Genomic DNA, 15368 nt, shown 5'->3' on the forward strand with positions numbered 1-15368 from the left:
TTATTATATAGCGACTAAGGAGGTCAGATGAATAATCATTTTGGGAAAGGGTTAATGGCCGGGTTGCACGCGCCTTATGCATATAGCGCGCATCATGCGGTGAATTTCTGTTCTGAGTATAAACGTGGCTTTGTATTGGGTTTTACACACCGTGTGTTCGAAAAGACCGGCGATCGTCAACTTAGCGCGTGGGAGGCCGGAATTCTGACGCGTCGCTATGGTCTGGATAAAGAAATGGTGATGGATTTCTTTAAAGAGAATCATTCCGGGATGGCGGTTCGCTTCTTTATGGCCGGTTATCGACTCGAAGGTTGATCCAACAGGGGTATTATCTTGCTTTAATTAATTACACTATCGCCTCTTCCCTTCGTTTTACTGTTCCGTCGAAGTATTATGGCGCACATAACCATAAAAAAAGTGTGGTAAATGGCGTACCGATCGCAATAACTTCTTCGCGAACAGTGCAAAATAAAAGCCAGGTCTTCGTAACGGAATAACTATAAAATGACTGGAGATAATACTCTCATCACTTCTCACGGCATTAACCGTCGTGATTTCATGAAGCTTTGTGCAGCACTGGCCGCTACTATGGGGCTCAGTAGCAAAGCCGCCGCAGAAATGGCAGAATCGGTATCCAATCCACAGCGTCCGCCCGTTATCTGGATTGGCGCTCAGGAGTGTACCGGTTGTACCGAATCACTGCTTCGTGCTACACACCCAACCGTTGAAAACCTCGTTCTGGAGACCATCTCTCTGGAATACCACGAGGTGCTTTCCGCCGCATTCGGTCACCAGGTCGAAGAAAACAAACATAACGCTCTGGAGAAGTATAAAGGGCAATATGTTCTGGTGGTGGATGGTTCTATCCCACTAAAAGATAACGGTATCTACTGCATGGTTGCCGGCGAGCCGATTGTGGATCACATCCGCAAAGCCGCCGACGGCGCAGCCGCGATTATCGCTATCGGTTCCTGCTCGGCATGGGGCGGCGTTGCTGCGGCTGGCGTAAACCCAACCGGCGCTGTCAGTCTGCAGGAAGTCTTACCGGGCAAAACGGTTATCAATATTCCAGGTTGTCCGCCAAACCCGCATAACTTCCTGGCGACCGTCGCGCATATCATCACTTACGGCACGCCGCCGAAGCTGGATGCGAAAAATCGTCCAACCTTTGCCTATGGCCGTCTGATCCATGAGCATTGCGAACGTCGTCCACACTTCGACGCAGGCCGTTTTGCCAAAGAATTTGGCGACGAAGGCCACCGTCAGGGCTGGTGTCTCTACCATCTTGGCTGTAAAGGGCCGGAAACCTGGGGCAACTGTTCTACGTTACAGTTCTGTGACGTTGGCGGCGTCTGGCCAGTGGCGATCGGTCATCCTTGCTATGGCTGTAACGAAGAAGGTATCGGCTTCCATAAGGGCATTCACCAGCTTGCTCATGTCGAAAACCAAACTCCGCGTTCAGAGAAACCTGACGTCAATATGAAAGAAGGCGGCAATATCTCTGCGGGCGCTGTCGGTCTGCTTGGCGGCGTAGTCGGTCTGGTTGCCGGCGTCAGCGTGATGGCGGTACGTGAACTGGGGCGTCAGCAAAAGAAAGATAACGCTGACTCACGGGGAGAATAACCGTGAACAGACGTGACTTTATTAAAGCAGCCTCCGGTGGAGCATTGCTGTTGGGCGCCGCGCCGTCTGTCAGCCATGCGGCTGCAGAAAACCGTCCGCCGATTCCAGGTTCGCTGGGCATGCTGTATGACTCCACTCTGTGCGTGGGCTGTCAGGCCTGCGTCACAAAGTGTCAGGATATCAACTTCCCGGCACGTAACCCGGAAGGGGAGCAGACCTGGTCGAACAACGACAAACTGTCGCCGTATACCAATAACATTATCCAGGTATGGCGTAGCGGCACGGGCGTGAACAAAGATCAGGAAGAGAACGGCTATGCCTACATCAAAAAACAGTGTATGCACTGCGTCGATCCTAACTGCGTTTCCGTTTGTCCGGTGTCGGCGCTGAAAAAAGATCCGAAAACCGGCATCGTCCACTATGACAAAGATGTCTGCACCGGCTGCCGTTACTGTATGGTCGCCTGTCCGTACAACGTACCTAAGTACGACTACAACAACCCGTTTGGCGCGCTTCACAAATGTGAGCTGTGTAACCAGAAAGGCGTTGAGCGTCTGGATAAAGGCGGTTTGCCTGGGTGTGTGGAAGTTTGTCCGGCAGGGGCCGTCATTTTCGGTACTCGTGAAGAGCTGATGGCGGAAGCGAAAAAACGTCTGGCCCTCAAACCAGGCAGTGAATATCACTATCCGCGCCAGACGTTGAAAACGGACGACACCTATCTGCATACGGTGCCTAAATACTACCCACACCTCTACGGTGAAAAAGAGGGCGGTGGTACTCAGGTGCTGGTGCTGACAGGCGTTCCTTATGAAGATCTGGATCTGCCGAAGCTGGATGACCTTTCAACCGGAGCGCGCTCCGAGCATGTTCAACACACGCTTTATAAAGGCATGATACTACCCCTGGCTGCGCTGGCGGGCTTAACCGTGCTGGTTCGTCGTAATAGCAAAAACGACCATCACGATGGAGGAGACGATCATGAGTCATGATCCAAAACCGCTGGGCGGAAAAATCATCAGTAAACCGGTCATTATTTTTGGACCGTTAATCGTCCTGTGTATGCTCCTTATCGTGAAGCGTCTGGTCTTCGGGTTGGGCTCCGTTTCCGACCTGAACGGCGGTTTCCCGTGGGGCGTCTGGATTGCCTTTGACCTGTTGATCGGCACCGGCTTTGCCTGCGGCGGTTGGGCGTTGGCATGGGCGGTATATGTCTTTAACCGTGGGCAATACCATCCGTTGGTGCGCCCGGCGTTGCTGGCAAGCTTGTTTGGTTACTCGCTGGGCGGCCTGTCGATCACTATCGACGTCGGTCGTTACTGGAACCTGCCGTACTTCTACATTCCAGGTCACTTCAACGTGAACTCGGTACTGTTTGAGACGGCGGTCTGTATGACCATCTACATCGGCGTGATGGCGCTGGAGTTTGCGCCTGCCCTGTTTGAACGTCTGGGCTGGAAAGTGTCGCTCAAGCGTCTGAATAAGGTGATGTTCTTTATTATCGCGCTGGGCGCGCTGCTGCCGACGATGCACCAGTCCTCAATGGGGTCATTGATGATCTCGGCGGGCTATAAAGTGCATCCGCTATGGCAAAGCTATGAAATGCTGCCGCTGTTCTCGGTTCTGACCGCGTTTATCATGGGCTTCTCCATTGTCATATTTGAGGGGTCGCTGGTTCAGGCTGGCCTGAAAGGAAACGGTCCGGATGAGAAAAATTTGTTTGTTAAGCTGACGAATACCATCAGCGTGCTGCTGGCGATTTTCGTCGTCCTGCGCTTTGGCGAACTGATTTATCGCGACAAGCTGTCCTATGCGTTTGCCGGCGATTTTTACTCCGCTATGTTCTGGATTGAAGTCGTCCTGATGGTCTTCCCGTTAGTGGTGCTGCGTGTGGCGAAACTGCGTAATGACTCTCGTATGCTGTACCTGTCGGCGCTGAGCGCGCTGTTGGGCTGCGCGACGTGGCGTCTGACCTATTCGCTGGTGGCATTCAACCCGGGTGGCGGCTACCACTACTTCCCAACCTGGGAAGAATTGTTGATTTCTATTGGTTTTGTGGCTATTGAGATTTGTGCATACATCGTACTCATTCGTCTACTGCCGATACTTCCTCCTTTAAAACAAAACGATCATAATCGTCATGAGGCGAGCAAAGCATGAGCCAGAGAATTACTATTGATCCGGTAACCCGTATTGAGGGTCATTTACGCATTGACTGCGAAATTGAGAACGGCGTCGTATCCAAAGCATGGGCGTCCGGCACCATGTGGCGCGGTATGGAAGAGATTGTGAAGAACCGCGATCCGCGCGATGCGTGGATGATTGTGCAGCGTATTTGCGGCGTTTGTACGACAACTCACGCGATCTCTTCCGTTCGTGCGGCAGAAAGCGCGCTGAATATTGATGTTCCCGTCAACGCGCAGTATATCCGTAATATTATTCTGGCGGCGCATACCACCCATGACCACATTGTCCATTTCTACCAGCTCTCTGCGCTGGACTGGGTGGACATTACCTCTGCGCTGAAAGCCGATCCGGAAAAAGCTTCTGCGATGCTGGATGGCGTGTCGAGCTGGCACCTGAACAGCGCGCAAGAGTTCACGAAAGTTCAGAACAAGATCAAGGATCTTGTCGCCAGCGGTCAGTTAGGTATTTTCGCCAATGGCTACTGGGGGCACCCGGCAATGCAGTTACCGCCGGAGGTCAACCTGATTGCGGTCGCCCACTATCTGCAGGCGCTGGAATGTCAGCGTGACGCTAACCGCGTGGTGGCGTTGCTGGGCGGTAAATCACCGCATATCCAGAACCTGGCGGTCGGTGGGGTGGCGAACCCGATCAATCTCGACAGTATCGGTACGTTGAACCTTGAACGCCTGATGTACATCAAATCGTTTATCGATAAGCTGAGCGATTTTGTCGAGCAGGTGTATAAAGTGGATACCGCAGTCATCGCGGCCTACTATCCGGAATGGCTGGAGCGTGGCAAAGGTGCGGTGAACTACCTGAGCGCGCCGGAATTCCCGACCGACGGTAAAAACGGCAGTTTCTTGTTCCCGGGCGGTTACATTACCAATGCCGATCTGTCGACATACCGTCCGATCACCTCTCACTCCGACGAGTTCCTGATTAAAGGTATTCAGGAGAGCGCGAAGCACGCCTGGTATAAAGATGAAGCGCCGCAGGCGCCGTGGGAAGGCACTACGATCCCGGCTTACGACGGTTGGTCGGATGACGGTAAATACTCATGGGTCAAGTCGCCGACATTCTACGGCAAAACCGTCGAAGTCGGGCCGCTGGCGAACATGCTGTGTAAACTGGCTGCAGGTCGTGAATCCACGCAGACCAAGCTCAATGAAATCATTGCGCTTTATCAGAAGCTGACCGGCAAAACGCTGGAAATGGCGCAACTTCACTCTACGCTGGGTCGTATCATCGGGCGTACCGTTCACTGTTGTGAACTGCAAAACATATTGCAGGATCAATACAACGCGCTGATTGTAAATATCGGCAAAGGCGATTACACCACGTTTGTGAAGCCGAACATTCCGGCGACGGGCGAGTTCAAGGGCGTGGGCTTCCTGGAGGCGCCGCGCGGTATGCTGTCTCACTGGATGGTGATTAAAGACGGTATTATCAGTAACTATCAGGCGGTGGTGCCATCGACCTGGAACTCAGGTCCGCGTAACTTCAACGATGACGTGGGGCCGTACGAACAGTCGCTGGTCGGTACGCCGATCGCCGATCCGGCGAAGCCGCTGGAAGTGGTACGTACCATCCACTCCTTCGACCCTTGCATGGCGTGCGCGGTGCACGTGGTGGACGCCGATGGCAATGAAGTGGTCTCGGTGAAGGTTTTGTAATGCGGATATTAGTCTTAGGGGTCGGCAATATTTTGCTGACCGATGAAGCCATCGGGGTACGTATTGTTGAAGCGTTAGAGCAACGATACACCCTGCCGGATTTCGTTGAGATTCTGGATGGCGGTACGGCGGGAATGGAACTTCTTGGCGATATGGCGAATCGGGATCATTTGATCATTGCCGACGCCATCGTGTCGAAAAAGAACGCGTCGGGAACCATTATGGTACTGCGCGACGATGAAGTTCCGGCGTTGTTCACCAACAAAATCTCCCCCCATCAGCTTGGACTGGCCGACGTATTGTCGGCCCTCCGCTTTACCGGCGAGTTTCCGAAGAAACTGACCCTGGTCGGCGTTATTCCACAGTCGCTGGAACCGCACATCGGCTTAACGCCAACCGTAGAAGCGATGATTGAACCTGCGCTTGAGCAGGTTCTTGCTGCGCTGCGTGAATCCGGCGTCGAAGCAATTCCTAAGGAGACGGCGCATGTCTGAAACGTTTTCCGGATTCGACACGGCGCCCGTCGCTCGGGTTCAGGCGGCATTTGAAGAGATAGCCCATCGTTCGATGCACGATCTTTCGTTTCTGCATCCGACTATGCCTGTGCATGTCTCTGATTTTACGTTGTTTGAAGGACAATGGACGGGCACGGTAATTACGCCGTGGATGTTAAGCGCATTAATCTTCCCTGGCCCGGACCAGATCTGGCCCGGGCGTACCGTCGGTGAAAAACTCGGTCTGCAACTGCCTTATGGCACGATGACCTTTACCGTTGGCGAACTGGAAGGCGTTTCGCAATATCTTGCCTGCTCGTTGATGTCGCCGCTTTCCCGTAGCCTGTCGCCGGAAGAGGGCGTCCGGCTGGCGGATGACTGCGCGCGGATGCTGTTATCCCTGCCGGTAAGCAATCCTGATGCGCCGCAGACAAGCCGGCGCGCGTTGCTGTTTGGCCGTCGGAGCTGTGAGAATGCATGAGCTGTCTCTTTGCCAAAGCGCCGTTGAAATTATTCAGCAGCAGGCAGAACAGCACGGCGTGGCGCGCGTCACCGGCGTATGGCTGGAGATAGGCGCGCTTTCGTGCGTTGAAGAGCGCGCGGTTCGTTTCAGCTTTGACATCGCCTGCCAGGGGACTTTAGCGCAAGGGTGCGAATTGCACATTGACTACAGACCGGCCCAGGCCTGGTGCTGGGATTGCAGTCAGGTGGTGGAAATTCTCAGGCATGACGCGCAATGTCCGCATTGTCATGGTGATCGCCTGCGGGTGGATACCGGCGATTCGTTGAAAGTAAAAAGTATTGAGGTCGAATAACCCGCATTTTATTTCAGGTGGTTAATTATGTGTATTGGCGTCCCCGGTCAGGTGCTGGCCGTCGGAGATGATATTCACCAGCTTGCGCAGGTGGAAGTGTGTGGCATCAAACGTGATGTCAATATTGCTCTGATTTGTGAAGGTAAGCCAGCCGATCTGATAGGGCAATGGGTATTGGTACACGTTGGTTTTGCGATGAGCATCATTGACGAAGACGAAGCGAAAGCCACGTTAGATGCGCTGCGCCGCATGGAGTACGACATCACCAGCGCGTGATCCCTTAATCACCTCTATTATATCGCTCTATAATCGTTGTATAATTATTTATATATCGATTGTGGGGCGAAACCTATGAATAAATTTTTGCGCCAGCTCTCTCTGCTGGCGTTGCTTTTTTGCTGGCCGTTAATGTCACAAGCGGCGCGTACTTTTACCGATCAAATTGGCCGCCAGGTCACGGTTCCCGACACCGTCGACAGAGTGGTGGTGCTCCAGCATCAAACGCTCAATCTCCTTGTACAGATGAATGCCACTGACAAAATCGTTGGGGTCATGGCGAACTGGAAACAGCAATTAGGCGACGGCTATGCGCGTCTGGCGCCGGAACTGGCGCAAAAAGCCTCGCTGGGCGATCTAACGCACGTTGATCCTGAAAAACTGGTGGCGCTGCGCCCGCAGGTGGTGTTTGTCACGAATTACGCTCCGCAGGAGATGATCGACAAGATCAGCCGTCTTGGCATTCCGGTAGTGGCGATTTTGCTGCGCCATGATATTGCTGGCGAGCAGGCTAAAATGAACCCGACCCTGGCCGATGAAGAGCAGGCTTATAATCGCGGGCTGCGTGAAGGAATAACGCTGATTGGCGATATCGTCAATAAACCGCAAGAGGCGAAAGCGCTGATTGAGGCGATGGATAAAGGTCGCAAGATGGTCAGCGACCGTTTGCAGTCGGTTCCTGAAAATGAGCGAGTTCGCGCCTATATGGCGAATCCGGAGTTGACCACCTACGGTTCCGGTAAATATACCGGTCTGATGATGGCCCATGCGGGGGCGCTGAATGTAGCGGCATCCTCGGTGAAAGGCTTTAAGCAGGTGACAATGGAGCAGGTGATCGCCTGGGATCCACAGGTGATCTTTGTCCAGAATCGCTATCCAAAGGTCGTCAATGGGATCCTGCACAATCCCCAGTGGCAGGTCATTGACGCGGTGAAGCATCATCGGGTTTACCTGATGCCGGATTATGCCAAAGCCTGGGGATATCCGATGCCGGAGGCGGTGGGAATCGGCGAACTGTGGATGGCGAAAAAACTCTATCCGCAAAAATTCCACGATATTGACATGCAAAAGGCCGCTAACGACTGGTATCAACGTTTTTACCGTACTGACTATCAGGGCGTACAGTGATGCGAATACTGGCAGCGGGGAGCTTGCGCGTCGTCTGGCCGCAGCTAATGACGGCGTTTCAGGCGGATGCGGTATGTGATTTCGGTCCGGCGGGGCTGTTACGTGAACGCATCGAAGCGGGCGAAGCGTGCGACTTTTTTGCTTCGGCGAACCTGGCGCATCCGCAGGCGCTGCTGGAAAGCGGGCGGGCGCTGCGGGTCGCGCCTTTTACGACGAACCGTTTGTGTCTGAGCGTGCGGGCACAGGCGATGCGTGAAGGCGAGGACTGGCTGTCGCTATTAACCCGGCGGGATCTGCGGATCGGCACCTCAACAGCAGGTTGCGATCCTTCCGGCGATTATACGCAGCAGCTTTTTTCGCGGATGGGCAAGGAGGGCGAAGCGGTCCGAAAACGCGCGGTAGCGCTGGTTGGCGGCAGGCAGACTTTGCCGTTACCGGCGGGCCGGCTGGCAGCGGAATGGCTCATCAATCATGATTACACCGATATCTTTATCGGCTATGCCAGCTATGCTCCCTGGCTACGGCAGGTTAATTCGCTGCGAGTGGTTGATATCCCGGAACCTTATAATCCCGTGGCTGAATATGGCTTTGCCTGCCTGAGCGAGCAGGGAAAAACGCTTGCCGACTTTTTACTGTCAGCACGGGCGAGGTTGATTCTCATGCAACATGGGTTTAGTGAAGGCCGCATATGACGCACTCGCAGAACTGATAAGCGAAGCGTCAGCAGGGAATACCATGCCGGATGACGACATTACTACCTCATCCGGCATTATGGTTTAACTTTGACGTTTATCTTCGGTATGGTTTTCGAAGTCGCTGGCGTCATGGCGTTCGTGAAGCTGTTCATTCAATGGGCCGTTGGTCCGGTTGACAATGCGCCCCCGCTTTACCGCCGGACGTTCGGCTACCTGTTTCGCCCAGCGTTGTACGTTTTGATAACTTCCGGCATCCAGAAACTCCGCTGCATCATAGACATTCCCCAGCACCACGTTGCCGAACCACGGCCAGATGGCCATATCGGCAATAGTGTACTCTTCTCCCGCGACATACGGGTGGTGAGCTAACTGCTTATCCAGCACGTCCAGCAGACGCTTGGCTTCCATGGTGAAGCGATTAATGGCGTACTCAATTTTTACCGGCGCATAATGATAGAAATGACCGAAACCGCCACCGAGGAACGGCGCCGCGCCCTGTAGCCAGAACAACCAGTTAAGGGTTTCTGTGCGCTTAGCCAGATCCTGCGGCAGGAAATGGCCAAACTTATCCGCCAGATAAACAAGAATTGCGCCCGACTCAAAAACCCGAATCGGCGGGTTGTGTGAGTGATCGCGCAGCGCCGGGATTTTTGAGTTCGGATTGATGTCAACAAAGCCGCTGGAGAACTGATCGCCCTCGCCGATGCGAATCAACCAGGCGTCATATTCGGCGCCGGTCACGCCCAGCGCCAGGAGCTCTTCCAGCATAATGGTCACTTTCTGGCCGTTAGGCGTCCCCAGCGAATAAAGCTGTAACGGATGTTTGCCGACGGGCAGCGTTTTGTCGTGCGTCGGGCCGGAAACCGGGCGATTAATGTTAGCGAACGCGCCGCCGCCGGATTTATCCCACGTCCAGACTTTTGCGGGTTGATAAGTATTATCTGCCATATTGACCTGCCTTCACAGTGGTGGTGTTGAAGCAGTGTAGCAGCTTGCTAACCGGACATTTAACCGATTGGGACATTCCGGCGAGTGAAATTTTAACCTTCTGGCCTCAGTGTGCCTTATTGAGGTGTATGATTATGTCGACCTCTGTCCGGTTAGTGTCACAGAGCAGACAATCAGAGCGAAATCACGCCAGGCTGCTCAGGCGGTCTTGTTTTGAGGTAAGTGCATGAGCAAAGGAACCACCAGTCAGGATGCCCCCTTCGGGACATTATTGGGTTACGCCCCCGGCGGCGTAGCGATCTACTCTTCAGATTACAATTCCCTCGATCCGTGGGATGACGACGACGCAGCTTTTCGTAGCTACATCGACGATGAATACATGGGGCATAAATGGCAGTGCGTGGAATTTGCCCGTCGTTTTCTCTTTCTGAATTATGGCGTTGTTTTTACTGACGTCGGCATGGCCTGGGAAATCTTCTCGCTGCGTTTTCTGCGCGAGGTCGTGAATGACAATATTTTGCCTTTGCAGGCCTTCCCGAACGGTTCGCCGCGCGCGCCGGAGGCCGGGGCGCTGCTCATCTGGCAAAAGGGCGGCGAGTTTAACGAAACCGGGCACGTCGCGATTATCACCCAACTCCTGGATAACAAAATTCGTATTGCTGAGCAAAACGTTATCCACACGCCATTGCCGCCAGGGCAGCAGTGGACTCGCGAACTGGAAATGGTCGTAGAAAACGGGTGTTACACCCTGCGCGACACCTTTGATGACACGACGATTTTAGGCTGGATGATCCAGACCGACGACACGCAATACAGTTTGTCACAGCCTGACATCGCGAATCAGTCGCTGGCGATTCGCGGCGCAAGACTGCCAGAGAAAGGTCAGTTTGACGGTCAGTGGCTGGATGAGCGCGATCCGTTACAAAAAGCCTATGTACAGGCGAACGGACACGTTATCAATCAGGACCCGTACCAGTATTTTACCATCACCGAGAGCGCTGAACAGGAGCTTATCAAAGCGACCAATGAGTTGCATTTGATGTACCTGCACGCCACGGACAAAGTTTTAAAAGACGATAATCTGCTGGCGCTATTCGATATCCCCAAAATTCTTTGGCCGCGTCTGCGCCTCTCCTGGCAGCGCCGTCGTCACCATATGATCACCGGTCGTATGGATTTCTGCATGGATGAACGCGGGCTGAAAGTCTATGAATACAATGCCGATTCCGCATCATGCCATACCGAAGCGGGATTAATTCTCGAAAAATGGGCTGAGCAGGGCTATACCGGTAAAGGGCATAACCCGGCGGAGGGCTTAATTAACGAGCTGGCAGGCGCCTGGAAACACAGTAAAGCGCGTCCTTTCGTCCATATCATGCAGGATGATGATATCGAGGAGGACTATCACGCGCAGTTTATGCAGCAGGCGCTGCATCAGGCCGGTTTCGCGAGCAAAATTCTCCGCGGGCTGGGCGAGTTGCGCTGGGATGACGCCGGGCAGTTGATCGATGGCGACGGACGGCTGGTGAATTGTGTCTGGAAAACCTGGGCGTGGGAAACGGCGATGGAGCAGATACGCGAAGTCAGCGAGACGGAGTATGCCGCAGTGCCTATTCGTACCGGGCACCCGGAAAATGAAGTCCGGCTGATTGATGTATTACTGCGCCCGGAAGTGTTGGTGTTTGAACCGCTGTGGACGGTGATCCCGGGTAACAAAGCGATCCTGCCCATCCTGTGGTCGCTCTTCCCGCATCATCGCTATTTGCTCGACACGGATTTTACCGTTAACGATGAGCTGGTGCAGACCGGCTATGCGGTAAAACCGATTGCCGGACGTTGCGGTAGTAATATTGATTTGGTGAGCCATCAGGAAGAGCTCCTGGATAAAACCAGCGGCAAGTTCGCCACGCAGAAAAATATCTATCAGCAGTTGTGGTGCCTGCCGAAGGTCGCCGGGAAGTATATTCAGGTCTGTACGTTTACCGTGGGCGGTAACTACGGCGGTACGTGCCTGCGCGGCGATGATTCATTAGTCATTAAAAAAGAGAGCGATATTGAACCGTTAATCGTCATCAAAGCGTAACGGGGTCATTCTCGTCGGGATATCGGCGTGGGTGCCGATATCCCGCCTGTTGTGTTTACCAGCGAACGGCTATCAGCCTGCCATTTACTGGTAACATATGAGAAATAATATCACAAATTATTCTTAACTTTTCTGACGCAGGCGGTGACGCTCGCCGCGTTGGCGCATCCGTTTCCTGATTTTCGACTAATCGATACTTTTTGCGGCTGGTTACGCTGCCCCCATTCCTTTGGATTTAGGTCATGCCTGTTTGGCTGGTAAACGGACAGCATAATATATTGATGAGTCCAAATGATATTATTGGTCATATAAAAAGTTTACGTTAGGTTATTTTTCTATTGCAAAAGTTTGCGTTTAAACCCTGTCTGCAATCTTCGTGGCGAGATATAGCTACACCTAAGTAAATGCAGTTAATTATTATTCAGCTATTGTTGTCAGCCTTGTAAATAATATTTCCGTATAAAGCGAAGCGACTTCCATCATGACTGTTAATGGTATTGTTGAATAGTTTACTTTGTAATTATTTAAGTTTGGTGGACGTTTTGTCTTATTCTGGTGAGCGTATGGTTATGGCAGATGACAGCCGATTTTTCATTATGTTAGCATGAGTTGATAATACTTTATCCAGGCATAGATCAGGATGTCCACATATAATAAGGAGAATGGTATATGTTTAAAAAAGTATTAGGCTTGCGCCACTGGAATAATAATGTTGTAAAAATACCGCCGCCAGCAGCAGAATCTGGCGCTAATGCGTCTGACGTGGTGGTGGATACTCCTGAGCCTTATGAGCGGATACTGTGTCAAAAAATTCTGATGGGGATCTCGACGATCGATATCATTCGTAATGCCATCATTAAGTCCTGTGAGCAGCTCAACATTGAAAAAGAACGCATTAATGAACTTAACGAACAGAATGATAAAGCCAGAAGTTCATTAAAATCGCTCGTGGAATTTATCACCGAAATTGGCACGACTTCATCGGATATTGGCTGTCGTATGGGCGACTTAAATACCTCCTTAACGCAAATTAATGCGTGTATTAAAGAGATACAGAAGATCGCTAACCAGACCAATTTGATAGCGATTAACTCCGCGATCGAGGCCGCGCGCGTAGGGGATGCCGGGCGTGGTTTTAGCGTTATTTCGAAAGAGGTGAAAAACCTGTCCGAAGATGTTAAACACAGTTCGAAAAGCGTCAGTACGTTAACCTCTGTAATCAAAGATAATACGGCCAGAGTGAGTGAGGTGCTGGATAACCAACAGCCGGTTATTGATAATATTACGACTAACATAAATCAAATTGTGGAGTCTATTGGCATCGTCATTGATAAATCGCTGAGCATGAAATCGGTCATGCAGTACATCTCTACGGTGCAGTTTTTGAATATTGTCAAAGTTGACCATGTTATCTGGAAAATGGAAGTCTACAAATTACTCTTAAATAAAGACATAAACAGTAAAATAACGATGCACGATCAGTGTCGGCTGGGGAAATGGTACTACGGTTTTGAAGGGCAGCAGTTTAGCAATTACTACAGTTTCCGTAGTCTGGAAGCGCCGCATAAAGAGGTGCATACCGCTGGTCACTCTGCGCTGAACTATTTTGCCGCAGGCGATATGAATGCGATGTCGCAAGAACTCGACAGAATGGAGCGATCCAGTAATGAGGTGGTTAACCAGCTGGAAATGCTGGCTGTCGATTTGTTAAAAGAAACCACACTGTGAAGTCATAAGTTATTACCGTATAACCAACAGGATCCATCATCAACAGGACTGATGTATCACTCTTTCTGCACTGGAGTTATTCCGGACAGAGAAAAAAAGCATGACGCAGAAGATGGCTGTGTTTGTTTACCCGAATCACTTACCTTAGTAAGTGATTCGGGATTAATCAGTAACCTCTTTGCTTTTTATCGGCGGCCAGACTTTGGCTGGAAAAGTGCGTTACTGCTAAATTTCTCACTCTCTTACCGCCTTCCTGCCTCTCAAAATACCTGAAACCTGTGCTCACAGATTAATAGCGATTATTTAATCGTGAAATAACGTTGGGCATTATTGAAGCAGATATCCTGAACCATACGGCTTAGCATCGCTTCATCATCAGGAATCTCTCCGTCCTGCGCCCACTGTCCCAGCAGGTTACAGAGAATACGACGGAAATATTCATGTCGCGTATAAGAAAGGAAACTGCGGGAGTCGGTCAGCATCCCGACAAACTGACTTAACAGTCCCATTTGCGACAGTTGCTCCAGTTGGCGCAGCATCCCGTCTTTCTGATCGTTAAACCACCAGCCGGAACCAAACTGCACTTTTCCGGCAATTCCCGGCCCCTGGAAGTTACCGATCATGGTCGCCAGGACTTCGTTATCACGTGGGTTCAGGCAATAGAGGATAGTTTTGGGCAGTTCATTGGTCACATCCATACTGTCGAGCAAACGGGAGAGCGCCCAGCTAATGTTATTATCGCCAATGGAGTCAAAGCCGGTATCCGGCCCCAGCAGGCGGAACATCCGGGTATTATTATTACGGATCGCGCCAATATGTAGCTGCATCACCCAGCCGCGCGCGGCGTACTGACGGCCCAGCCAGACCAGCACCGCCGTGGTAAACTGGGCGATCTCAAGTTCGCTCAGCGTTTCGCCAGCCAGACGTTTGCCCAGAATGGCGTCAAGCTGCGCGTCGTCGGGCACCGGCGCAAATCGCAGCGTTTCAATGCCATGATCCGACGCGCGGCAGCCGCAGGCGGCGAAATGGTCGAGACGGCGAGTGAGCGCCTGACGTAAATCGTCGAAACGGGTAATGCTGACATCTGCCGCCGCTTCCAGTTTCCTCAGGTAATCGACAAAGCCGTCCAGTTCGATTTTGAAAACTTTGTCGGGGCGCCAGCTTGGCGCGACCTCAATATCAATGCTGTCGTCGGCGGCTATCTGGCGGTGATATTCCAGAGAATCTATCGGGTCGTCGGTGGTTCCGACCATCCGCACATTCATCTGCTGCATAATACCGCGCGCGGAAAAGGCCGGCGTCGCCAGTTTCTCATTACACTGCGTCCAGATACTTTCCGCGGTATCCGGTCCGAACAGCGTACCTGTAATGCCAAATGGACGGCGTAGTTCAAGGTGCGTCCAGTGATACAGCGGATTGCCCAGCGTTTTTGGTACGGTATTGGCCCAGGCCATATATTTTTCATAATCGCTGGTCTCTTTGCCGGTGATCAGCGACTCATCCACGCCTGCGCTTCGTAGCGCTCGCCATTTATAGTGGTCGCCTTCCAGCCAGATCTGACCGAGGTTATCGAAACGGCGATCGTCGGCGATTTCCTGCGGACTTAAATGGCAGTGGAAGTCATAAATCGGCATGGGCGCGGCGTATTTATGGTACAGCGTGCGGGCAATGTCGTTTTTAAGTAGAAAATCTTCAGTCATAAACGTAGCCATGATTTATCT

The 15368-nt window shown here is 52.1% G+C and carries 14 protein-coding genes and 1 pseudogene; 13 read left to right on the forward strand and 2 right to left on the reverse strand.

Annotation, left to right across the window (positions count from 1 at the left end; all coding sequences use genetic code 11):
* Positions 1–27: 27 nt before the first annotated feature.
* From EOS98_RS03560 to EOS98_RS03610, 11 genes and pseudogenes are all read left to right on the forward strand, one after another.
* Complete coding sequence (locus EOS98_RS03560; RefSeq protein ID WP_001059122.1) at positions 28–315, forward strand: DUF2623 family protein; 288 nt, start codon at positions 28–30, stop codon at positions 313–315.
* A 189-nt stretch (positions 316–504) separates the two neighbouring features.
* Positions 505–1623, forward strand: a complete 1119-nt coding sequence (gene hybO / locus EOS98_RS03565; protein ID WP_000145429.1) for a hydrogenase 2 small subunit — start codon at positions 505–507, stop codon at positions 1621–1623.
* A gap of 2 nt (positions 1624–1625) precedes the next feature.
* Positions 1626–2612 (forward strand): hydrogenase 2 operon protein HybA, encoded by a 987-nt coding sequence (gene hybA / locus EOS98_RS03570; RefSeq protein ID WP_001081721.1) that lies wholly within the window; start codon positions 1626–1628, stop codon positions 2610–2612.
* The gene (gene hybB / locus EOS98_RS03575; protein ID WP_000017678.1) at positions 2602–3780 is read left to right on the forward strand and encodes a Ni/Fe-hydrogenase cytochrome b subunit; all 1179 of its coding nucleotides are present in this window, start codon (positions 2602–2604) and stop codon (positions 3778–3780) included. Before hybA ends, hybB begins: the two co-directional genes overlap by 11 nt.
* Positions 3777–5480, forward strand: coding sequence for a hydrogenase 2 large subunit (gene hybC / locus EOS98_RS03580; RefSeq protein ID WP_000083044.1), 1704 nt, complete (start codon positions 3777–3779; stop codon positions 5478–5480). Before hybB ends, hybC begins: the two co-directional genes overlap by 4 nt.
* A complete protein-coding gene (locus tag EOS98_RS03585) occupies positions 5480–5974 on the forward strand; it encodes a HyaD/HybD family hydrogenase maturation endopeptidase (RefSeq protein WP_127821140.1) in 495 nt (164 codons plus the stop codon). Before hybC ends, EOS98_RS03585 begins: the two co-directional genes overlap by 1 nt.
* Positions 5967–6455 carry a hydrogenase-2 assembly chaperone gene (gene hybE / locus EOS98_RS03590; protein ID WP_000004951.1) on the forward strand — a complete coding sequence of 163 codons (489 nt, stop codon included), beginning with the start codon at positions 5967–5969 and terminating at the stop codon, positions 6453–6455. Before EOS98_RS03585 ends, hybE begins: the two co-directional genes overlap by 8 nt.
* Positions 6448–6789, forward strand: coding sequence for a hydrogenase maturation nickel metallochaperone HypA (gene hypA, locus EOS98_RS03595; RefSeq protein WP_000544945.1), 342 nt, complete (start codon positions 6448–6450; stop codon positions 6787–6789). Before hybE ends, hypA begins: the two co-directional genes overlap by 8 nt.
* Before the next feature lie 27 nt (positions 6790–6816).
* Entirely contained in the window at positions 6817–7065 is a 249-nt protein-coding gene (hybG, locus tag EOS98_RS03600) for a hydrogenase maturation factor HybG (RefSeq protein ID WP_000334887.1), read from the forward strand.
* A gap of 75 nt (positions 7066–7140) precedes the next feature.
* Positions 7141–8193: an ABC transporter substrate-binding protein gene (locus EOS98_RS03605; RefSeq protein ID WP_126523829.1), complete on the forward strand. Its 1053-nt coding sequence runs from the start codon at positions 7141–7143 to the stop codon at positions 8191–8193.
* Positions 8193–8902 (forward strand): annotated as a pseudogene (locus EOS98_RS03610) (molybdate ABC transporter substrate-binding protein). The gene EOS98_RS03605 and the pseudogene EOS98_RS03610 overlap by 1 nt, the downstream one beginning before the upstream one ends.
* Before the next feature lie 67 nt (positions 8903–8969).
* Here the strand turns inward: EOS98_RS03610 and yghU are convergent.
* Entirely contained in the window at positions 8970–9836 is an 867-nt protein-coding gene (gene yghU / locus EOS98_RS03615; RefSeq protein WP_000774851.1) for a glutathione-dependent disulfide-bond oxidoreductase, read from the reverse strand.
* 226 nt (positions 9837–10062) lie between these two features.
* Between yghU and gss the strand changes: the two genes are divergently transcribed.
* Together gss and EOS98_RS03630 are read left to right on the forward strand one after the other, a co-directional pair.
* Positions 10063–11919 (forward strand): bifunctional glutathionylspermidine amidase/synthase, encoded by a 1857-nt coding sequence (gss, locus tag EOS98_RS03620; RefSeq protein ID WP_000033690.1) that lies wholly within the window; start codon positions 10063–10065, stop codon positions 11917–11919.
* Between the two features lie 669 nt (positions 11920–12588).
* Entirely contained in the window at positions 12589–13647 is a 1059-nt protein-coding gene (locus EOS98_RS03630; RefSeq protein ID WP_000475246.1) for a methyl-accepting chemotaxis protein, read from the forward strand.
* Positions 13648–13946: 299 nt separating this feature from the next.
* Here the strand turns inward: EOS98_RS03630 and uxaC are convergent, their stop codons facing one another.
* Positions 13947–15359: a glucuronate isomerase gene (gene uxaC, locus EOS98_RS03635; protein WP_000190182.1), complete on the reverse strand. Its 1413-nt coding sequence runs from the start codon at positions 15357–15359 to the stop codon at positions 13947–13949.
* Positions 15360–15368 lie beyond the last annotated feature (9 nt).

Source organism: Salmonella sp. SSDFZ69 (assembly GCF_004010755.1).
In the GTDB taxonomy this organism is placed as follows: Bacteria; Pseudomonadota; Gammaproteobacteria; order Enterobacterales; family Enterobacteriaceae; genus Salmonella; species Salmonella enterica.